Source organism: Scleromatobacter humisilvae (assembly GCF_023231945.1).
GTDB classification, from domain to species: domain Bacteria; phylum Pseudomonadota; class Gammaproteobacteria; order Burkholderiales; family Burkholderiaceae_C; genus Scleromatobacter; species Scleromatobacter humisilvae.
Window position 1 is genome coordinate 1,001,009 of the sequence record NZ_JAJLJH010000001.1, and the last position, 20,393, is coordinate 1,021,401.

Annotated in this window: 18 protein-coding genes; 3 read left to right on the forward strand and 15 right to left on the reverse strand. The window is 71.5% G+C overall.

All coding sequences use genetic code 11. The annotated features are described in order from the left end of the window. Positions 1 to 4: 4 nt before the first annotated feature. Genes nirD through LPC04_RS04750 form a run of 3 tightly spaced genes read right to left on the reverse strand, consistent with a single transcriptional unit; the run spans position 5 to position 4,143 of the window. A complete protein-coding gene (gene nirD / locus LPC04_RS04740) occupies positions 5 to 394 on the reverse strand; it encodes a nitrite reductase small subunit NirD (RefSeq protein WP_275681032.1) in 390 nt (129 codons plus the stop codon). A 14-nt stretch (positions 395 to 408) separates the two neighbouring features. Further along, a complete protein-coding gene (nirB, locus tag LPC04_RS04745; protein WP_275681033.1) occupies positions 409 to 2,847 on the reverse strand; it encodes a nitrite reductase large subunit NirB in 2,439 nt (812 codons plus the stop codon). 21 nt (positions 2,848 to 2,868) lie between these two features. Continuing rightward, on the reverse strand, positions 2,869 to 4,143 hold the full coding sequence (locus tag LPC04_RS04750) for an MFS transporter (RefSeq protein ID WP_275681034.1): 1,275 nt from the start codon (positions 4,141 to 4,143) through the stop codon (positions 2,869 to 2,871). 321 nt (positions 4,144 to 4,464) lie between these two features. On the opposite strand from LPC04_RS04750, the gene LPC04_RS04755 reads away from it, so the two are divergent. After that, positions 4,465 to 5,748, forward strand: coding sequence for an ANTAR domain-containing protein (locus tag LPC04_RS04755; protein ID WP_275681035.1), 1,284 nt, complete (start codon positions 4,465 to 4,467; stop codon positions 5,746 to 5,748). Here LPC04_RS04755 and LPC04_RS04760 read toward each other — a convergent pair. The 7 genes from LPC04_RS04760 to LPC04_RS04790 all read right to left on the reverse strand — a co-directional run bounded on the left by LPC04_RS04760 (position 5,745) and on the right by LPC04_RS04790 (position 11,807). Continuing rightward, positions 5,745 to 6,860, reverse strand: a complete 1,116-nt coding sequence (locus LPC04_RS04760; RefSeq protein ID WP_275681036.1) for an HPP family protein — start codon at positions 6,858 to 6,860, stop codon at positions 5,745 to 5,747. The two genes, LPC04_RS04755 and LPC04_RS04760, sit on opposite strands and share 4 nt — an antisense overlap. A gap of 1 nt (position 6,861) precedes the next feature. After that, entirely contained in the window at positions 6,862 to 8,703 is a 1,842-nt protein-coding gene (locus tag LPC04_RS04765) for a chloride channel protein (protein WP_275681037.1), read from the reverse strand. Positions 8,704 to 8,711: 8 nt separating this feature from the next. After that, positions 8,712 to 9,128 (reverse strand): MarR family winged helix-turn-helix transcriptional regulator, encoded by a 417-nt coding sequence (locus LPC04_RS04770; RefSeq protein ID WP_275681038.1) that lies wholly within the window; start codon positions 9,126 to 9,128, stop codon positions 8,712 to 8,714. Positions 9,129 to 9,175: 47 nt separating this feature from the next. Then, positions 9,176 to 10,090 (reverse strand): CPBP family intramembrane glutamic endopeptidase, encoded by a 915-nt coding sequence (locus LPC04_RS04775; protein ID WP_275681039.1) that lies wholly within the window; start codon positions 10,088 to 10,090, stop codon positions 9,176 to 9,178. A 140-nt stretch (positions 10,091 to 10,230) separates the two neighbouring features. Beyond that, complete coding sequence (locus LPC04_RS04780; RefSeq protein ID WP_275681040.1) at positions 10,231 to 10,725, reverse strand: hypothetical protein; 495 nt, start codon at positions 10,723 to 10,725, stop codon at positions 10,231 to 10,233. Positions 10,726 to 10,774: 49 nt separating this feature from the next. Further along, the gene (locus LPC04_RS04785; RefSeq protein WP_275681041.1) at positions 10,775 to 11,191 is read right to left on the reverse strand and encodes a hypothetical protein; all 417 of its coding nucleotides are present in this window, start codon (positions 11,189 to 11,191) and stop codon (positions 10,775 to 10,777) included. Positions 11,192 to 11,219: 28 nt separating this feature from the next. Next, complete coding sequence (locus tag LPC04_RS04790) at positions 11,220 to 11,807, reverse strand: Crp/Fnr family transcriptional regulator (RefSeq protein ID WP_275681042.1); 588 nt, start codon at positions 11,805 to 11,807, stop codon at positions 11,220 to 11,222. 190 nt (positions 11,808 to 11,997) lie between these two features. Here LPC04_RS04790 and LPC04_RS04795 point away from each other — a divergent pair, with 190 nt between their 5' ends. Then, positions 11,998 to 12,957, forward strand: coding sequence for an FHA domain-containing protein (locus LPC04_RS04795; RefSeq protein ID WP_275681043.1), 960 nt, complete (start codon positions 11,998 to 12,000; stop codon positions 12,955 to 12,957). A gap of 15 nt (positions 12,958 to 12,972) precedes the next feature. Here the strand turns inward: LPC04_RS04795 and LPC04_RS04800 are convergent, their stop codons facing one another. The 4 genes from LPC04_RS04800 to LPC04_RS04815 form a co-directional block, all read right to left on the reverse strand. Next, on the reverse strand, positions 12,973 to 14,013 hold the full coding sequence (locus LPC04_RS04800) for a serine/threonine-protein kinase (protein ID WP_275681044.1): 1,041 nt from the start codon (positions 14,011 to 14,013) through the stop codon (positions 12,973 to 12,975). A gap of 103 nt (positions 14,014 to 14,116) precedes the next feature. Further along, positions 14,117 to 14,263: a hypothetical protein gene (locus tag LPC04_RS04805; protein WP_275681045.1), complete on the reverse strand. Its 147-nt coding sequence runs from the start codon at positions 14,261 to 14,263 to the stop codon at positions 14,117 to 14,119. Between the two features lie 53 nt (positions 14,264 to 14,316). After that, complete coding sequence (locus LPC04_RS04810) at positions 14,317 to 16,437, reverse strand: putative bifunctional diguanylate cyclase/phosphodiesterase (RefSeq protein WP_275681046.1); 2,121 nt, start codon at positions 16,435 to 16,437, stop codon at positions 14,317 to 14,319. 50 nt (positions 16,438 to 16,487) lie between these two features. After that, positions 16,488 to 18,611 carry an HDOD domain-containing protein gene (locus tag LPC04_RS04815; RefSeq protein ID WP_275681047.1) on the reverse strand — a complete coding sequence of 708 codons (2,124 nt, stop codon included), beginning with the start codon at positions 18,609 to 18,611 and terminating at the stop codon, positions 16,488 to 16,490. Between the two features lie 328 nt (positions 18,612 to 18,939). Between LPC04_RS04815 and LPC04_RS04820 the strand changes: the two genes are divergently transcribed. Further along, complete coding sequence (locus LPC04_RS04820) at positions 18,940 to 19,308, forward strand: hypothetical protein (protein WP_275681048.1); 369 nt, start codon at positions 18,940 to 18,942, stop codon at positions 19,306 to 19,308. 38 nt (positions 19,309 to 19,346) lie between these two features. On the opposite strand, the gene LPC04_RS04825 is transcribed toward LPC04_RS04820, so the two are convergent. Next, positions 19,347 to 20,291 carry an alpha/beta fold hydrolase gene (locus tag LPC04_RS04825; RefSeq protein ID WP_275681049.1) on the reverse strand — a complete coding sequence of 315 codons (945 nt, stop codon included), beginning with the start codon at positions 20,289 to 20,291 and terminating at the stop codon, positions 19,347 to 19,349. Positions 20,292 to 20,393: the final 102 nt, after the last annotated feature.

A 20,393-nucleotide genomic window follows, 5' to 3' on the forward strand; every position in this document is an offset into this window, starting at 1 on the left:
CGCCTCAGGCGCTCGCGATGGCGATCACGCGGCGCGCGAGCGCCGCGGCGTCCGCTTCGTCCGTGGCCAGCGAGTCGAGTTCGCGCGCCGACAGGCTCACGACGCCGCCCTCCACGCGCACCGCGAAGCGTGTCGCGCAGCCGATGTCCGGCGCCCGCGCCTCGCCGTCCACCAGCGAGATCGCCCAGTTGTGCAACGGACACGCGACGTGATCGCCGAACACGATGCCCTGACTCAGCGGACCGCCCTTGTGCGGGCAGCGATCGAGCAGCGCGAACACGCGGTCGTCGGCGGTGCGGAACACGGCGACGTCCGCGCCGGCCGCACGGCGAACGCGACGCGCGCCGAGCACCGGGATGTCGTCGATCCGGCAGATGGTCTTCCAGTCGTTCATGCGAATGACTCCCTTCAGGCCGGAATGAGCGGGATGAACTGGCGGCGGTCGACCGCCGCCTTGTCGAACTCGAACCACGGATCGGGCTCGCCGTCGAGCGCGAACTGCAGCCGTTCCCACAGCGCCTTGCGATGGGCCGCGTCGTCGAGCACGCGCTGCTTGATGCTGTCGAGGCCGACGCGCGCGATCCAGTGCACCGTGCGTTCGAGGTACCAGCCTTCCTCGCGATAGAGCTGCAGGAACGCGCCGCTCATCTCCATCACCTCATCGGCCGTGCGCACCTTGCAGAAGAACTGGCCAGCCTCGGTCTTGATGCCGCCGTTGCCGCCGACGTAGAGCTCCCAGCCCGAGTCGACGCCGATGATGCCCACGTCCTTGATGCCCGACTCGGCGCAGTTGCGCGGGCAGCCCGAGACCGCCAGCTTGACCTTGTGCGGCGCGTACATGCGCCACAGCGCGCGCTCGAGATCCTTGCCCATCTGCGTCGAATCCTGCGTGCCGAAACGGCACCACTCGCTGCCGACGCAGGTCTTGACGGTGCGCAGCGCCTTCGCGTACGCGTGGCCCGAGGGCATGCCGATGTCCTTCCAGACGTTCTGCAGATCCTCCTTCTTCACGCCCAGCAGGTCGATGCGCTGGCCGCCGGTGACCTTGACCGTGGGGATCCTGTACTTGTCGACGACATCGGCGATGCGTCGCAGCTCGGAGGCCGTCGTCTCGCCGCCCCACATGCGCGGGATGACCGAGTAGGTGCCGTCCTTCTGGATGTTGGCGTGCGAGCGTTCGTTGATGGTGCGGCTCTGCGGATCGTCCCTCGCCTCCTTCGGCCAGGTGCTGATCAGGTAGTAGTTCAGCGCCGGCCGGCACGACGCGCAGCCGTCCGGCGTGCGCCACGACAGCGCGCGCTGCGTGTCGGCGATGGTCAGCAGGCGCAGCTTGCGGATCGCCTCGCGCACGTCGCCGTGCGAGTGGTCGGTGCAGCCGCACATGGCCTTCTTCTTCGGCGTGGCGGAGTAGTCGCCGCCGGCCGTCGCCATGATGATCTGCTCGACCAGCCCCGTGCACGAGCCGCACGACGCGCTCGCCTTGGTGTGCTTGCGCACGTCGTCGAGCGTGAACAGGCCCTTCTCCTTGATCGCCTTGCAGATCGCGCCCTTGCTGACGCCGTTGCAGCCGCAGACCTCGTCGGCATCGGCCATCGCCGCGGCCTTGTTCTGTCCCTGGTGGCCGGCGTCGCCAAGGCTGGACTCGCCCCACATCAGGCGGTCGCGGATGTCGCTGACGCTGCGGCCCTCGCGCAGCAGCTTGAAGTACCAGCTGCCGTCGACGGTGTCGCCGTACAGGCAGGCGCCCACGAGCTTGTCGTCCTTGATCACGAGCTTCTTGTAGACGCCGCCCTGCGGGTCGGACAGCACGATGGCGTCGCAGCCCTCGCCGCCCATGAAGTCGCCGGCGGAGAACAGGTCGATGCCGGTGACCTTGAGCTTGGTCGACACCTGGCTGCCGAGATAGCGCCCGATGCCGAACTCCGCGAGATGCGTCGCGCAGACCTTGGCCTGCTCGAACAGCGGCGCGACCAGGCCGTAGGCGACGCCGCGGTGCGCGGCGCATTCGCCCACCGCGTAGATGCGCGCGTCGGTGACGGTCTGCAGCGTGTCGGTGACGGCGATGCCGCGCTGGCAATGCACACCCGCCATCTCGGCGAGCGCCGTGTTGGGGCGGATGCCCGCGGCCATCACGACCAGGTCGGCGAGGACTTCGGTGCCGTCCTTGAAACGCACGGCACGCACGCGGTCCGTGGCCTCGTCCGCCAGCAGCGCCTCGGTCTGCGCGCCGATCAGGAAATCGAGCCCGCGCGCGACCAGCGACTCGCGCAGCAGGCTGCCGGCGACGTCGTCGAGCTGGCGCTCCATCAGCCATGGCGCGATGTGCACCACGGTGACCTTCATGCCGCGCAGCATCAACCCGTTGGCCGCCTCGAGGCCCAGCAGGCCGCCGCCGATGACGACCGCGTGCTTGTACTTCGTCGCGGCGTCGATCATGGCCTCGGTGTCGGCGATGTCGCGATAGCCGATGACGCCGGGCAGCTCCTTGCCCGGCACCGGCAGCATGAAGGGCGTCGAGCCGGTGGCGATCAACAGGCGGTCGTACGGCGCCTGCGTGCCGTCGGCTGCATGCACGACGCGCCTGACGCGGTCGATGCGCGCCACCGCCTTGCCCAGGTGCAGCGTGATGCCGTGCTCCGAGTACCAGGCCAGCGGGTTGAGCACGATCTCGGCAATCGTCTGCTCGCCCGCGAGCACCGGCGACAGCAGGATGCGGTTGTAGTTCGGATGCGGCTCGGCGCCGAACACGGTGATGTCGTACAGGTCGGGCGCGATCTTCAGCAGCTCCTCGAGCGTGCGCACGCCGGCCATGCCGTTGCCGATCATCACGAGCTTCATCTTCTTCATGGCGTGAGCCTTTCTGCGCGATCAGGCCGCGTCGGCGAACACGTTCGAGGCGACGGGCATCGCCTCGCGCGGCGGCGGCGCGACGACGCCGCGCGCGCGGCCGCCGGCCCCGACCCAGCTGCTCGTCCAGCCGGCCTGCAGCGCACGAAGCAGCCCCAGCGTGACGAGCGCGCACGCCGCGAAGAACGCGAAGCCCCAGGCATAGGCGCCCAGGTATTGGCGCGCCAGGCCCATCGTGCTGGGCACGAGGCCTCCGCCCAGCGCCCCGAGCTCGCCGATCATCGAGCCGGCGACGGCGGTGGTCAGCGGCCAGCGCAGCGGCACCAGCTGGTAGACCGCGCCGTTGCCCGCGCCCAGCGCCGCGAAGCAGCCGATCAGCAGCGCGGTGGTCAGGCCGACCGAGCCCGTCGCGAGGCCGCAGCAGCCGAGGCCGACGGTCACCGCGAGCAGCACCGCGGTCAACGTGTTGATGCCGCCGAAGCGGTCCGACAGCCACCCGCCGACGATGCGCATCGCCGCGCCGGTGAACGCCGCGAGCATGGTCAGCTGGCCTGCCTGCACCTTCGAGACGTTGAACTGGTCGTGGTAGTACGACGGCAGGAAGCTCGTGAAGCCGATGAAGCCGCCGAAGGTCACCGCGTAGATCACGCTGAACGCCCAGCCGTCGCGCTGCACCAGGCAGGCGAGCTGCGCGCGCAGGCCGGCGTGGGGGTCGATGTCCGCGGGCTCCTTCGCGAGGAAGATCACCGCGGCCATCGGGATCGCCATCGCGACCGCCGCGACGGCGTAGACCGTCTGCCAGCCCAGCCACTGCGCGAGCGGCGGCGCAAGCAGCACGGCCACCGCGGTGCCGACGTTGCCGGCGCCGACGATCCCCATCGCGAGCCCCTTGTGGCGCGCCGGGAACGAGCCCGAGCCGAGCGACATCGCGACGCCGAAGCTCGCGCCCGCCACGCCCAGCAGCACGCCCATCGCGAGCAGCGCGCCGAAGCTGTCGACGAAGAAGAAGCCCAGCAGCATCGCCACCGAGATCAGCGTCATCTCGACCAGCGTCGCGCGCTTGCGGCCGATGTATTGCGACAGCACGCCCAGCGGAAAGCGGAACAGCGCCCCCGCGATGATGGGCACCGACAGCATCAATCCCTTCTGCGCCGGGCTCAGGTGGAAGGCGTCGCTGATGAACGGCGCCATCGCCCCGTTCAGCACCCACGTGCAGCACGAGAACGCGAAGTACAGGAAGGCGGCGAACAGCGTCGGCGCGTGGCCGGTGCGGAGGAAGTTCCTGAAGTGGGTCATGGCGTTGATCCAGGTGGGTTGAGCAAAGCAACGGCCGCACCAGCGCGATGGACGCGGGCGTGGACGATGGACGGAAGGGGAAGCGGTGTGGCGCGCCACGCACGGAGGAATCCGGGCGGCGAGGCCTGAGGACCGGTGGATGGCCAGCGCCTGCGGAGTCGCAGGCGGCTCGCCGGCGGGGGCCGGGATCCATTCACCAGGGCGGTGCTTCGTTGCACCGCGTACCTCCTGTCATGCAAGCTCCGTGCCGCGATTGCGCGGCACGGAGCTTGCGACATGTCGAACCAGCCCGCCCGGCTCTCGCCTCTCCTCGTGCCACCGATGTCGCCCACCCTGTCGCTCGATCTCACCGGCCCCGCCGACCGGGCCTGGCGCGCCGCGTTCGACACGCTGGCCGTGCCGCTGGGCGAGGCATGCGGCGGCCACAACTTGGTGCAGCGCACCAACAGCGCGCTGCCCGAGTTGCTCGTCTGCCTTGCGCCGACGTTGACCGCCGAGCTCGCCGCGGCGCTATCCCCGTGGGGCGGCGCGCCGCCCTGCGCCGTCCTGCTGCTGACGCCGCCCGTCGCGATCGATGCCGCAATGGCGGCACGCGCGGCCGAGCTGGGCATCCATCACTGGCAGTGGTTCGGGCAGGAAGAAGACGCCGCGGCCGCTCTTGCATCGGGCCGCTCGATCGCGCAGGCCAGGCATGGCCGGGAGACCGCCCTGCGACGCGCGCTCGCACGCGCGCACGGGCAGCTCGACGAACGCCGCTGCGTCGACCGCGCGAAGGGCGTGCTCATGAGCGCGCGCGGCCTCGACGAGAGCGAGGCCTTCGGCCTGCTCCGCAGCGCGGCGATGAACGTGAACCTGCGCCTGGGGGAGGTGTCGCGCTCGGTGGTCGAGGCGGCCCAATGGGCGGACGCGATGAATCGCGCGGGGCAGCTGCGCATGCTGTCGCAGCGGCTCGTGCGCGTCGTCGCGCAGCGGCTGCTCAGGCTCGACGCGCGATCGGCCGCGGAGATCGCCGCGCAGTCGACGCAGCGGGTGCACGACAACCTCGCGATGCTGGCCCGCCAATGCGCCGGCACGTCCGCCCAGGCGGCGCTGGCCGAGGCAACGCGCTGCTGGGAGGCGCTGGCGGCCGCGCTCGCGCCCGCGCGCGTCGCGCTCGACGAACTGGCGCACATCGATGCGCTCGCCGCCCGCTTGCTGGAGGCCGCCGAGCAGCTCACGCAGGCCTTGCAGGAGGCCTCGGGCCGGCGCGCGCTGCACATCGTCAACATCTGCGGCCGGCAACGCATGCGGGCGCAGCGCATCGCCAAGCTGAGCCTCGTCTGCGCGCTGTCATCGCCGCGCGCGCCGTCCGACGCAGCGGCGGCGCTGCTCGACGAGTTCGAGGCGGCGCAGCGCGAGCTGGAACAGGCGCCGCTGCGCTCGCCCGAGATCCGCCAGGCCCTGGCCGCGATCGGCGACGAGTGGCTGCGGCTGCTGGCCGGATTGCGGACGGCGCAGACCGCGGACGGCCGCCGCGCGCTGGTGCATGCGAGCGAGACGATGCTCGAGCGCCTGGACGCGCTGACGAACGCCTACGAGCACAGCCTGCAGGTGATCCTGGGCTAGTGTCGCTCCAGCCCCGCGCGGAACAGCGCCGCGACCATGTCCGACTGCGTGACCATGCCGACGGGCCGGCGCTCGCCGTCGATGACGGGCAGGTGGTGGCGTCCGCCCTCCGAGAACGCGGACATCAGGTCGACGAGCTCCTGGCGCGGACTGGCGGTGAGCACCTCGTGCGTCATGATGTCCGCGACCAGCCAGGCCGCGTCGCCCGCGGCGCCCGGCGCCAGGTCGCGGCCGAGGAAGAAGTCGTGCAGCGTCACGATGCCCAGCAGGCGGCGCTGCGCGTCGACCACCGGCAGCGCCTTGACCGCGTGGTCGATGAGCAGCTGCCACGCCTGGCGCGCCGGCGTCGACGGCAGCACGCACACGACGTCGCGCGACATCACGTCCTCGCAGCGCAGGCTGCCGAAGCGGCGCGTCCAGGCGCGCCGCTCCGCCTCGAGGAACAGGGCCTCGAGGTCGTCCTGGCTGACGTCCAGCAGCTCGCCGCGCGCGCGCAGCGCGGCGTCCAGGTCCTGCGCCGTCAGGCCGACGCGCGCGGCCGGCGGCTCGTCGCGCGTGTGATGGGCGTTGGCCGGCGGCGCCGCGTGGTGCGGATAGCGACGCCGCGCGGAGACGTTGAAGACCAGCGCCGCCAGCAGCAACAGCAGCGTGTCGACCGCGACGGGCCACAGCACGAATCGATAGCCGAGCGCCTTGATCGCCGGGCCTCCGAGCACCGCCGTCAGCGCCACCGCGCCACTGGGCGGATGCAGGCAGCGCAGCGCGAACATCGCCGCGATGGCCAGCGCCGCGGCCAGGCTCGCGGCGATGGCGACGTCGTCGATGTGCGCGGCACACGTCACGCCGATCAGCGCCGAGACGAGGTTGCCGCCGACGATGGACCACGGCTGCGCCAGCGGGCTCGCGGGCACCGCGAACAGCAGCACGGCCGACGCACCCATCGGTGCGATGAACCACGGGTTGAAGCCGGCCAGGATGCGATGGCTCAGCCACGCGGCGCAGAACACGCCCAGCAGCGCGCCGAGGCAGCCGAGGAAGATCTCCCTGCTCGACACGTTCATCGGCGCCGGCACGAACGTGGCCAGCCACTGTCGGACGTCGAGTCCGTCCATCTCAGGCGTCCTCGCCGCGGTCGGCGCCGCCGCCCGTCAACGCGCGGAAGCGCGACCGCGCGGCGCCCAGTGGCAGCGCGAGGAAGCGCTCGTGCACTGCCTCCTCGTCGCCGACGGCCAGCGACGGCTTGACGAGGTCGCTGCGTGCGATCAGTCCCACCAGGCGGCGCGATTGCGGGTCGCTCACCACGGGCAGGCGCTCGAGGCCGTGGACGGCGAGCCGGGTCGCGATGATGCGGCAGTTCTCGGCCGGCAGCGCCATCGCGGGCACGTTCGCGCCGAACAGGTCGGCCACGCGCGCGTCGCCGAGGCGGCGCAGGCCGTCGGCGAGCGTCTCGCGGTCGACCATGCCGATGAAGCGCGCGCCCACGAGCACGGGGAAGGCGCGATGCGCCTGCGTGGCGCCGAAGTGGCGCCGCAATGCGTCGGCGATGGCCGCCTCGCCGTCGATGGTGACGACGTCGCGCGTCATCACCTCCGAGACGACGTGGCGCTCGAGCGGATCGATGCCGTACTCGCGGTAGATGTGGTGGCCGCGCCGCGAGATCTTCTCAGTCAGGATCGAGCGCGGCATCGTCACCACCGTGAAGCCGTAGGCCACGGCCGAGGCGACCAGCAGCGGCAGCAGCGCGTTGACGTCCTGCGTGAGCTCGAGCGCGAACATCACCGACATGATCGGCGCACGCATCATGCCGCCCAGCGTCGCGGCCATGAACACGAGCGGCCACAGCGCCGGCTGGCCGCCGGGCAGCCACGGGCCGACGAGCACGCCGAGCGCCGCACCCATCATCAGCAGCGGTGCCAGGACGCCGCCGGACGTCCCCGAGCCGAGCGCGACGACCCACATGACGGCCTTGCACACGATCAGCCCGAGCACCACGCCGACGGCGAGGCGGTTGGCCAGCAGGTCGGCGATGACGTCGTAGCCCACGCCGAGCGCGCGCGGCTCGAGCCAGCCGCCGATGCCGACCACGACGCCGCCGAGCGCGGGCCACCACATCCAGTGGATCGGCAGGCGGCCGAAGGCGTCCTCCACCTTGTAGAGCGTCGTCGAGACCGTCCACGACAACGCACCCGCCGCCAAGCCGGCCGCGACGCAGGAGCCCAGCGTCGCGAGGCCGGCGACCGCGGTGTGCAACGGAAACAGCGGCCCGCCATCGAGCAGCAGCGGGCGCACCGCCGCCGCCACGCAGCAGGCGACGGCCACCGGCAGCAGGCTGCGGGGCCGCAGCTCGAACAGCAGCAGTTCGACCGCCAGCATCACGGCGGCGATCGGGGTGCCGAACACCGCTGTCATCCCCGCCACCGCACCGGCCACGAGCAGCGTCTTGCGCTCGCCCCCCGTGATGCGGAAGAACTGGCCGACGAGCGAGCCCAGCGCGCCGCCGGTCATGATGATCGGGCCTTCGGCGCCGAACGGGCCGCCGCTGCCGATCGCGATGCCCGACGAGATCGGTTTCAGGATCGCGACCTTGGGCGACATCCGGCTCTTGTTGAACAGGATGGCCTCGATCGCCTCGGGAATGCCGTGCCCGCGGATCTTCTCCGAGCCATGGCGCGCCATCAGTCCGATGGCCAGTCCGCCGACCACCGGCACCGCGATCACGAGCAGGCCCAGCGTGTTCGCGGCCGGCGACTGGTTGCGCGTCGACAGCACCTGGAAGAAGAACAGGTTGGTGAACAGGCGGATCAGGTGCAGCAGCAACCACGCCGCGAGCGCGCTGATGCCGCCGATGACCGCCGCCAGCGCGACGACGCGCGGCAGCCGCTCCGCGGGCGCGAAATCGCGCCGTTCGTCGTGGGCGCGCTTCGGATCGCGCGCGAAGCTGGCTTGATCGCTCACGGCCGCCCCTATCGGTTGATGCTGGGAATCGTGAACACGCTGCCCAGCGATTCCAGCTCCGTGCGATGCAGTTCGGCCAGGTGCGCGAGGACGCGCTCGCCCTCGGGCAGCAGGTGGATCTCGACGCGGCGCTTGTCGGCCTCGCCCTGGCGCCGCTCCACGAAGCCGCGCTCCTCGGCCCGCGTCACGAGCGCCACGACGCCGTGAGGCTTGGCCTGCAGCCGCTGCGCCAGCTCGCCGACTGTCGCGAAGGTGCGGCCGGGATAGCCCTTGATGTGCAGCAGCATCAGGTACTGCAGCGGCGTGATGCCGAAGCGCTGCACGACGTCCTCGGAGAAGCGCTCGAAGCGGCGGATCTGGAACCGGAACTCGGAGAGGGCTTCGAATTCCCTCTTGGTCAGGGGCGGGCGTTGGGGACTGGGCATGGCGTCGCGCTCGGTGAGTCGACGCAATTATGTCACATCGTGATATATCAGCCGACCGCCCTCGTCGCCGCGACCACCGGCCGCGGCGTCGCCGCGCGGGAACGCCACGCCACCAGATGCCCATGCGAGATCGCGTGGGCCAGCAGCCATGTCCCGGCCGCCGCGAGGAAGGCCAGCGTGAGCACCGAGGCTTCGAGGCCGTAGGCGCCGCCGGTGACCCAGTCGGGCCCCTGCAGGTGGCCCTCGACCAGCCCCGGCGTGCGTTCATGGCCGGAGACCGCGGCCGAGAACACGTGGCCCAGCGTGAAGTTCCAGCCGACGTGCAGGGCCGCGCAAAGCCACAGGCGGCGCGTCGCGAGCCAGGCCGCGCCGAAGAAGGCACCGGCGACGATCGCGATGACCAGCGCGAGCGTGCCCGCGCCGTTGCCCGGCAGGTGCGCGAGGCCGAACAGCAGCGAGGAGATGACCAGCGCGGCCCAGCTGCCCAGCGATCGCTCGAGCAGCCGGAACAGGACGGCGCGCATCAGCAGTTCCTCGAACACGCCGACGAACATCATCTGCGCGAACCCCGCGACGAGCCCCGACGCCGCGGCGGCATTCACGCCGTCGATCCGGTAGATGCTGACCAGCACGAGGCTGCCCACGACGGCCCCGACCAGCGCGGCGCCGCCGGCCAGTCCCGCGGCGATCTCCGCGACCGCGCCACGCCAGCCCAGTTCGGCGACGGCTCTTTGTTCGACGACGCGCACGTAGAGCGCATAGCCCGCGAGCGCCGCCAGCGCGCCGCAGGCGTCGGGCCAGCCCGCGTGGAAGCGCCGGTGCGCCACCTCGCCGACGAGGGCCTGCGCGAGGCCGCCGGCCAGCGCGGTCGTGAAGAGGGCAAGGACGATGCGGACGATCGTGAGATCGAGAACGCGACGGATGCCCGACGGGGCACCGGCGTCGACGGAAACGGGATTCATGGCGTCGGGCGCCGCGGCGGCAAGTGGCTGACGCGGCGGACTCTAGGGGCAAGCCGACGCGACCGCGCCGGGAAAGCGACGAAGCGCCGTCCCGGCGGGACAAGTTGCGGCGGGCGTCGACGGCCCGCACCCCGTGCCAGTCAGCGAAGCAGGCGCGCCTTCGTGATCGCCGCGACCTTCGGCCCGCCGTTCTGCACCGCGTTCTGGACGACCGTGATCGCATAGGTCTGCAGGTCGGCGGTGATCAGGCCGTAGACGCCCAGCAGTGCCGCCCCGCCGGTCTCGACGAAGTCGGACGGCTTGAACTCGAACACCGAGGTCGCCCCGGCCTTGACGCGGTTCCATTCGTCCTTGCAGTCCTGCCCCGGCCCGGTGGACACGTGGCAGACGCGGAAGACGCCGCCCACCTTGTAGACGGCCATGATGCAGCCGGAGAAGTTGTAGCTCACGACGTCCACGCCGCCCTGGTCGACGGAATTGATGCCGTTGACGACGAAGGGCAGGTGCTTGTAGGTCGCGGCGCCGAGCGTCTCGATCTGGACGCCGCGCGAGCACACCGTGCCGGCGCCGCCGTTCGAATCAGGGGTGACCGGCAGAGGGGACGGCGCGCCGACGCGCAACAGGTTCTCGAGCATGGCGATATTCCTTGAAGAAGAAGAAAGGTGGGAAGGTGGCGCGGCCGGTTCAGGCGCGCGCGACGCGCGAGCGGACGGCCGCGCCGAACGCGAACTTCGAGGCGCGGCCCGGGCACTTCACCTCGCGCCCGAGCGCCGCGATCTGGGCCACCACGTCGGCCGCGAATTCGTCGCTGTCGAAGTCGGCGAGGACGACGCCCGCGCCGTCCTGGATGTCCAGCGTGCGCACCAGCAGCGCCGCGAGCGCCTGGGGGTGCCGCGTGACCGAGGCGCAACGGGTGTCGACCTGATCCAGCGAGCCGTGGCCGGTGATGACGATGCTGTCCGTTCCCGCCAGGTCGGCCGCGGGTTTCTCCCGCACGCTGCGCGAGATCGAGACCATCCTGGCCTTGCGGAAGGTCGCCCAGTGCGTGGCGTTGGCGGCCTTTTCCTCGTCGCCGGTCAGGGACAGCACGTACGTCGTCATGGCGTTTCTCCGAAGTGGATGTCTGGAATCAGTGCGTCGCGAATTCGCCGTGCGTCTCAGGCGCGCGGCCGCGGGCGGCGACCACCGCGCCGGCGGCGCGCAGCAGCTCGAAGGCGATGGCGGGGCAGATGGCGATCAGCTCCATGCGGCGCGGCAACGAGAGCTCGAGGATCAGCGAGTCCTCGAGCGTGCGGACGTCCAGGCCGCCGGGCGCGTCCGAGAACAGCGAGTCCTCGCCAACGATGGTGCCGGGGGGCAGCAGCGTCGGTTGGCCGTCGGCCGCCTGCCAGAAGCCGCCTTCGACGACGAAGCGCAGCGTGCGGTCGGTGCGGCCCGGGATCAGCAGGCGCTCGCCGGCCGGGATCCGGCGGACGACGCAGAAGCTGGCGAACGCGCGCCAGTCGGCGGCGCTGAACGCGGGCTTGAACGCGTGGGGCGAGGTCGACTTGCGCGCCTCGGCCGCGAAGCGCGTCGCCTCGCATTCCCGCGAGGCCGGCACCTGGTCGCGGCACAGGTCGAGGTCGAAGGCGGACGGCAGCGGCTTGCCGACGAAGGCCATCATGTTCTGCACGGACGGCGAGATGCGAAGGCGGGGTTCGATGGGCGTGTTGAACATGGAAGTCTCCTGGGATTCGTCGGATGGTTCGTGCTTGCGGGCTGGCATGGAACGCATGTTCGGCCGGCCGTCGCGTTGAATCCATTACGGGAGATAACGCGTGAACCCCGCCCTCGCCCGGCGCCGTCCGGCGGGGCCACTACACTTGGCGCTGTGCCGATGCGTGAAGTCGGCGCGGAGAGTTGCGCGAATGGGTACGTTGCTGGATCCCCGCACCGGCGAACGCGTGGTGCTGCGTGCCGAACACGTGTTCGGCCGCAATGCGCTGCGCGCCGATACCGCGATCGACGATCCGGGCATCTCGTCGATGCACGCCGTCGTGCGCTGGCGCAACGGGCGCTGGCTGCTGTCCGACCACAGCCGCAACGGCACCTTCGTCGACGGCCAGGTGCTGGCGCCCGGCGAGCCGTTCCCGCTGGCCGTCGGCGCCGAGGTGCGCCTGGGCCGCGGTCCGGGCGTGGCCTGGCGCGTGCAGGACGTCGACGAACCCGCCGACGCCCTGGTGCCCCAGGACTCGAGCCAGCCGGTCATCGCGCTCGCGCCGCACAACCTGCTTCCCAGCAGCGAGGCGCCGGAACTGTGCATCTACCAGGCCAGTCCCGGCCTGTGGATGCTGGAGCAGAACGGCGAGACGCGCGCGCTCAAGGACGGCGACCGCCTGCAGGTCGGCGGCGCCGGCCCGCACCGCTTCGTGGCCGCGGCGCCGATGGACGACACGCAGGTCGTGGAGATCGGCCGCGAAGCCGACGCGCCCTGGCTCGTCATGCGGCTCAGCCTGGACGAGGAGCACGCCCGCCTCGAGGTCAAGGACGGCACCGTGCGCACCGACCTCGGCGAACGCACGCACCACTACTGCCTGGTGACGCTGGCGCGCCGCCGCGTGGCGGACCAGGAGCGCGGCCTCGAGCCGGGGGCGCAGGGCTGGCTGGGCAGCGCCGAGCTGTCGCGGATGCTGGGCATGGAGCCGACGCACCTCAACATCCAGATCTTCCGGGCGCGCGAGCAGCTGATGACGGCGCGGCCGGGCGTCGCCGCGCTGTCGCGCCTGATCGAACGCCGCCGCGGCGAGCTGCGCATGGGCGAGCTGCCGTTCGAGATCTACCGGGGCGACAGCCTGGAGTGCCTCTACCGGCCGACCGCGCGCCGCTGAGGCTTGGGAAGAAGGCTAGCGCTTGCTCGCGTCCGGCGCATAGAGCGCGAACGCGTCCACCCGCGCGGCGCGTTCGGGCGCCTCCTTCATCACCACCGGCTCGACCTGGCGATCGACGGGCACCTTGTCCTCGCCCGAAGGACGCGGCTTCGATGCATCGGCCGACGGCACGACGGGGCGCACGGCGGTCTGCACCACCGTCTTGACCACCGTGGCGAGCGTCGATTCCGCGGCCCGCAACGCCGCGATGCGCAACGCGTCGCGCATCTCGCCGGCGCTCGAGAAGCGCTCGTCGGCGCGCTTGGCGAGCGCGCGCGAGACCACGTCGTCGTACGCGCGCGCCGCCATCCCGCCGGCGGCCTGGCTGAGGAGCGGCGCCTCCTCGTGCAGGATCTGGTGCATCACCGCGGCCGGCGGCCCGGAGAACGGGCGGCGCCCGCTCAGGAGCAGGAACAGCAGGACGCCGCAGCCGAACAGGTCGGCCCGGTGGTCGAGCGCGCCGCCGGTGAACTGCTCGGGCGCCATGAACGCGGGCGTGCCGATGATGGTCGACACGCGCGTCAACCCGAGGTCGCGCAGCCGCGCCACGCCGAAGTCGGTGAGCTTCACCCGTCCTTCGCTCGTGACCATGATGTTGGCCGGCTTCAGGTCGCGGTGGCAGATGCCCTGGGCGTGCACGCAGGCGAGCGCGTCCAGCAGTTCGTCCATCAGCGCCGCGGCGCGCTCGTGGCCTGGCAGCGGGTTGCGCAGCAGGATCTCGTCGAGGTTGCGGCCCTCGACATACTCCATCGCGATCCAGCTGTGCAGGCCGTCCTCGCCGAACTCGTCGACGGCCACGACACCCGGATGGCGCAGGCGCCCGATGGTGCGCGCCTCGTTGCGGAAGCGCAGCAGGATCGCTTCGGCGTCTCCGTCGGCGTCGGCCTCGCTGCGCTGCAGCGTCTTGATGGCGACGACGCGGCCCGTCGCCGGGTCGACGCCCTTGTAGACGATGCTGGTGGCTCCGCGCCCGAGCTCGGCGGAGATGTCGTAGCGGCCAATTCGCGGGGGAAGCATGCTGAAGGACCTCGGCGATGCGCGTCCGCTGCCGTCTGGCCGTCGCGCTGGCGCTATTGTGCCCTGCGCGACGGCAGCGATCTCACTCCTTGGGCGCGTAGTCTCAGTGCTCCGCGATCCGGCCGTTCTCGATGCGGAACATGTCGAACCAGGTCGTCGTCGCCTTCTTGTCCGCGCCCGTGGGCCGCACGGACGTGACGATGACCGCGAGCAGCGCGGACTGGTCGGCCGCGGCCTGGACGGGTTTCATGCGTGCCCTCCTGGATTGGCGTGACGGATTTTCAGGCCGCGCCTGGCGCGTGCTCAGCCCGCCGCGTGTTCCCAGCGGCGCGTCGCGTCCATGTCGATCGCGGGCGTCGGGCGCGCGAAGAGGTAGCCCTGCATCTCGTCGCAGCCCAGGCGCGCGAGCACGCGGCGCTGCATGTCGTTCTCGACGCCCTCGGCCACCAGGTCGAGGTTGAAGCCGCGGGCGATGCCGACGATGGCCACGATGATGGGGGAGACGCTGTCGTCGCCCTCGATGTCGCGGATGAAGGACTGGTCGATCTTGATCGTGTTGATCGGAAAGCTGCGCAGGTAGTTCAGCGACGAGTAGCGCGTGCCGAAGTCGTCGATCGCGATGCGGATGCCGGTCTGGCGCAGCAGGCGCAGCTTCTCGACGACGCCGGGAACGTCCTGCAGCAGCACGTTCTCGGTGATCTCGATCTCCAGCGCCTCGCGCGGCAGGCCGTGGCGGGCGACGATCTCCGAGACCCGCTGCACCAGGTCCGGCCGGCTGAACTCGTGCGGCGAGACATTGACCGCGACGCGCAGGTCGGTGCTGCCCGCGGCGTGCCACAGCGACAGCTGGCGGCACGCCTCCTCCATCACCCAGGCGCTGATCGCGCCCATCAGGCCGGTCTCCTCGGCGAGATCCATGAAGCTGCCCGGGTTCATCAGGCCGTGCTGCGGATGGCGCCAGCGGATCAGCGCCTCCGCGCCGACGACGCGGCCGAGGCGCAGGCTGTATTGCGGCTGGAAGTGCAGCACGAACTCGTCGTTGGGCAGCGCGCGGCGCAGGTCGCGCTCGAGCTCCAGGCGCGGCAGGAAGCCGGTGCGCATGTCGGCCGAGAACGCGCGCGCCGCGTTCTTGCCCTTGGCCTTGACCTCGTACATCGCGGTGTCGGCGTTGTGCAGCAGTTGCTCGGAGGCGTCGCCGTCCTCGGGCGACACGGCGATGCCGATGCTGGCCGTCGCGAAGAACTCGCGGCCCGCCACCTGGAACGGGCGCCGCAGTTCGGTCGAGATCTTGTCGGCGATCAGCATCGCGTCCGCGGCGGCGTTCAGGCCCGGCAGCAGCACGGTGAACTCGTCGCCGCCCTGGCGCGCGACGGTGTCGCCCGCGCGCACGCAGTCGCGGATGCGCTGCGCGCACTGGCGCAGCAGCTCGTCGCCCTCGAGGTGGCCGTAGGTGTCGTTGACCAGCTTGAAGCGGTCGAGGTCGATGAACATGACCGCGACGCGATCCTGCCGCCGCGCCGCCTGCACCAGCGCGAGCTCGAGGTGATCCTTGAACAGGCGCCGGTTGGGCAGGCCGGTGAGCTGGTCGTGGAACGCGTGGAAGCTGATGATCTCCTCGATGCGCTTGCGCTCGGTGATGTCGCGCGCGACGCCGTAGCTGCCCGCGAAGACCGGCGCGCCGCCGGCGTCGGCCTCGTCGTACAGCGCGATCGCCGACACCATCATCACCATGGGCTGCGACGCCGCGACACCCGGCTCGGCGGCGCGGCACTTCAGGCGCAGTTCCACCGTGGCCGTGCCGCTGGCGTCGGTGTGCGGCGACGTCGAGATCTGCACGGCGAGCCGGTGGTCGGCCTCGTCGACGACCGACGAGAACGTGCGGCCATACAGCTCCTCGCGCCGGACGCCCAGCAGGGCCTCGGCGCGCGTGTTGAGGAAGGTGAAGCGGCCGTCGGCGTCGAGCGCGTAGATGACGTCGGGCGAGTTGTCGACCAGGAAGCGGTGCAGGCGTTCCGACTGCGCCAGGCGTTCGGCCATGCGGCGATGCTCGCGCTGCAGCCGGCGGCGCGACAGCGCGTCGGCCACGCGCGCGAGCAGGAACTCCGAATCCTCGCCCTTGCGCACGAACTCCACGGCGCCATCGCGCAGCGCGCGGATCGCCGAATCGATGTGGACGTCGCCGCTGACCACGATGACGGACGTGTCGGGCCGATGCCGGGAGATCCAGCGCAGCAGGTCCAGGCCCGACGCGTCGGGCAGGCCGATGTCCAGCAGGGCCAGGTCGACCTCGTTGGCCTCGAGCGCCTGCACGCCCGCGGCGACCGAGCCCGCCTCGAGGAACACGCGATCGGGATGCGCCAGCAGGCGCCGCATGCTGCTGCGCAGCCGCTCCTCGTCGTCGACGATGAGGATTCTCTCCGGCATGCTCGCATCGGCCCCGCTGTTCGAACCGAAAGCAGTCAGGAGTTGCTTCATCAGAGAGTCCTCTGGGGTTCGGGAACCAGGATGGTGAACGTCGTCCCCCGTCCCGGCCGGCTCAGACAGCTGATGCTTCCGCGCAGCCGTTCGACCAGCGCGAGCACGATGGACAGGCCCAGCCCCGCGCGGCCGTCGGTCCGCGGCGCGCCCTGGGCGGTCGGCAGCGGCCGGTACAGCGAGCCGAGCACCGCGGCGGGCAGGCCCGGGCCGGTGTCCTGGATCACGATGCTGGCGTACATGCTGCCGTTCTGGTTGACGTGCGCGGTCAGGCTGGTTCGCACGACCTCGCCCGGCCTGAGCGCCTGCGCGGCGTTCTTCCAGAGATTGAAGATGATCTGCTTGACCTGGTCGCGGTCGACGCTCGCGAAGACCGGCTCGGGCGGCAGCTCGAGCTCCAGGCGCACGCTGGCGGCGCCGAACAGCGAGGCCTCGTAGACCGTGCGCATCGCCTCGACCAGCTGGTTGAGGTCGATCGCGCCGCCCGGGGCCACGGGCGCGGCGGTGTCGAAGGTCAGGTTGGTGACGATGCCCGAGAGCCGCTCGATCTCCTCGCGCAGCACGGCGATGTCGGCCTGCTGCACGGACCCCGAGCCGCCGCCTGCCGCGTCGTTGGAGATCAGCGTGAGGTAGTTGCGGATGATGGCCAGCGGGTTGTTGACCTCGTGGGCGACGCGCTGGCCCTGCAGCACGAAGCGCCCGCCGACCTCGGCCGCGACCTGCGCCTCGCGCTCGCGCATCTGGCGCCACGCGCCGAGGTTGGCGGCGGCGACGCTGGCGAAGTTCTCCAGCAGCGCCGAGCGCCCGGACAGCCGCGTGCGCTGCACCGGCGACACGCCGAACGCCATCACGCCCACCAGCGCCCCGCTGGCCAGCAGCGGCAGGTAGATCAGGCTGTCGGCGCCCAGCGCGCGCGCGACCTGGCGGTCGGTCGGCGTGGCCTCCGGCCCGTCGACGTTGGAGGCCACGATCAGCTCGCGCGTGAGCGCCGCGCGCGCGCACTGGCTGCCGTCCGCGTCGAGCGCGATCTCGAGCCGCTGCAGGGCGCCGCGGCCCAGGCCCGTGCCGGCGGCCGACAGCACCTGGCGCTGCGGCTGCAGCAGGAAGAACGCGAGCTGACGCACGCCGAACAGGATGCGCGCGGCCTCCTGCAGGCACAGCAGCAGGTCGGTCTCGCCGTGCACGGCCGACAGGTCCAGCGGCAGCGCCTGCAGCGCCGTCATCGGCAGCGTGACGGCCTGCAGCGCGGCGTCGTGCTTGTCGACGGGCGGCGGCTCGCGGGCGTCCGGCAGGCGCAGCGCGACGCGCAGCGGCACCGTCTGCTGGCGCGGCGCCTTGGCCACGTCGAGCGCCGTCGCCAGCGCCTCGACGCGCGACAGGGCCGCATCGTGCAACGCGTCGAGGCGGGCCGCGTCCAGGCCGATGAGTCGTTCGATGCCCTGCAGCCCGATGCGCTGCGAGCCGAGCTTGGCGGTGCACACGGCGTGGGCGCACCAGAGCAGGCGGCCGAGGCGATCCAGGCCGGCCACCTTGTCGGCGGCCAGGTGGTGGAACAGGATGGCGTCGGCCATCAGCGAGGGCAGCTCCCACTGGTCGACGAACCAGGCGCCGACCGCGCCGTGGTCGGTGTCGAGGACGGCGTGTTCCAGCTCGGACAGCCCGTCCTCCCCCGGGTCGCGCGCGAGGATCGCGCCGTAGGCGTCGCCGAGGCCACCCAGCAGCAGCAGCTGCCCGACGTCGTGCAGCAGGCCGGCGAGGTAGGCCTCCTCGGCCTCGTCGTCGCCGAAGCCCAGCTCCGCCGCGAGGCCGCGCGTCAGCTCGGCCACCAGCAGGGAATGGCGCCAGAAGCCGGCCAGGTCGCGCGCGTCCGAGCCGGGCACGCGCTGGAACGCCGACTGCACCAGCAGGCACGAGGCGATGGTGCGCACCATGCGCGTTCCCAGCACGAGCAGCGACTGCTTGATGCTGCGCAACTCCGCGCCGCGGCGAAAGGCGGCGGCGTTGGCCGCGGTGAGGATGCGGGCGCTGAGCGCCGGATCCTGCAGCACCAGGTTCGCGAGCGCCTCGGTGGACGTCGTCTCGCTGCCGGCCGCGTTGAAGAAACGCAGCAGGACCTGGGGCATCGCTGGCATGTGCAAGGACTCGATCGCCCGCAAGACAGGGCCGGGCACGCCTCCCACTGGTCCGTTCCGTCCAAACTTCACTGGTCTTCTCGGTTTACCGCTCCAAAGGGATGAGTTTATGCGGCATTGATGACTGGATGCAGCAAACGTAATACTTTGTTCATCTTCAAAACTCCCCCATTCTGGGAAGGAACGCTTGTTCGGCGGCGCCTGGCCGCCCAGGCCGGGACGGTGGATCTGCGGCGTTCTCCCGCCGAGGGCATGCGCATTGCCGTGGATGGATCCTGACCACCGTCGGTGTGGACCCCTCATGCAACAGGAGATCAAGATGAACGCAATCACGAAACTGGCCGCCGTGGCGCTTGGCGCGATGAGCATCGCCGGGGGCGTCGCAGTCGCCCAGAGCACCTCGCCCGACGACGGCCGCGCCGCCACCGCCAACTACGGCACGCCTCCCGGCGCTCCGCTGAAGCGCGACGGCAGCCTGCGCGCCGACCCGACGCCGGCGCCGGTTACCAGCGCGCCGATGGACACGTCCAGCACGACGACGACCACCACGCAGTCGACGACGTGGAACAACCCGCCGGCCGCCGCGCCGGTCGACGCCGCCCCGGTCGCCGCCGCGCCCGCGCCGGCGCCGGACACCTCGACTGCCGTGACGGACACCACGCCGGCACCGCGCGCCGATCGCAACTGACCGGGCTGGCGCTTTCGCCAGCAAGAGGGGCCGCTTTCTCAGCGGCCCTTTTCCTTTGCCGCGGCGGACGGCACCAAGCTCGCCCATTCGTCCACGTCGCACACGGCGCGCGCGAAAGCCTCGGGTGCCTCCTGCGGCAGGTTGTGCCCGATGCCGCCGTCGAGCCGGCGGTACTCGCAACGTCCGGTGAACTGCCCCGGTCGCGGCTCGCCGCCGGCCGACACGCCGTCGGCATCGCCATCCAGCACGATCGTCGGCACGCCGATGCCCGGCTGCGCCGCCAGCCGGCGCTCGATCTCCTCGAGCTTCGGATCGCCCGCGACCAGCGCGAAGCGGTGGCGGTAGGAATGGATGACGACGTCGACGAAGTCGGGGTTGTCGAACGAGGCCGCCGTGCGCTCGAACTCGGCTTCTTCAAACTGCCAGCGCGGCGACCACAGGCGCCACAGCAGGCGCGCCATCTCGCGCCGGTTGGCCTCCAGCCCGGCGCGCCCGCGCTCGCCGTGGAAGTAATACTGGTACCAGAGGCGATGTTCCTTCTCCGGCGCGACCGGCCGGCCCGACTGCGCGATGTGCTGCAGGTTGTAGCCGTTGACGGTCACCAGCCCGCGCACGCGCTCGGGCCATAGCGCCGAGACGACGCAGGCCGCGCGGCCGCCCCAGTCGTAGCCCGCGACGAGGGCCGAAGGAATGCCGAGTGCGTCGAGCAGTGCGAGCAGGTCGGCGCCCAGCGCGGCTTGCTGCCCGGATCGCGGCGTCTTCGTGGACAGGAAACGGGTCGGCCCATAGCCGCGCAGGTACGGCACGATGACGCGCAGGCCCCTCGCGGCCAGCAGCGGCGCGACGCCGTCGTAGGCATGCACGTCGTAGGGAAAGCCGTGCAGCAGCACGACCGGCCGGGCCGCGCTGTCGCCGGATTCGAGCCAGGCCACGCGCAGGTCGCCGGCGTCGATGGATCGCTCCGTTGCTTGCAAGTGCTGCATGAGGCCGGCTCCGCGAATGCGCGATGCCGCATTCTCGCGCCGCGCCGCGGCGATCGATGCAAAGGGGTCGATCGACTCGAGGGCCGCGCGATAGAGGCAGGC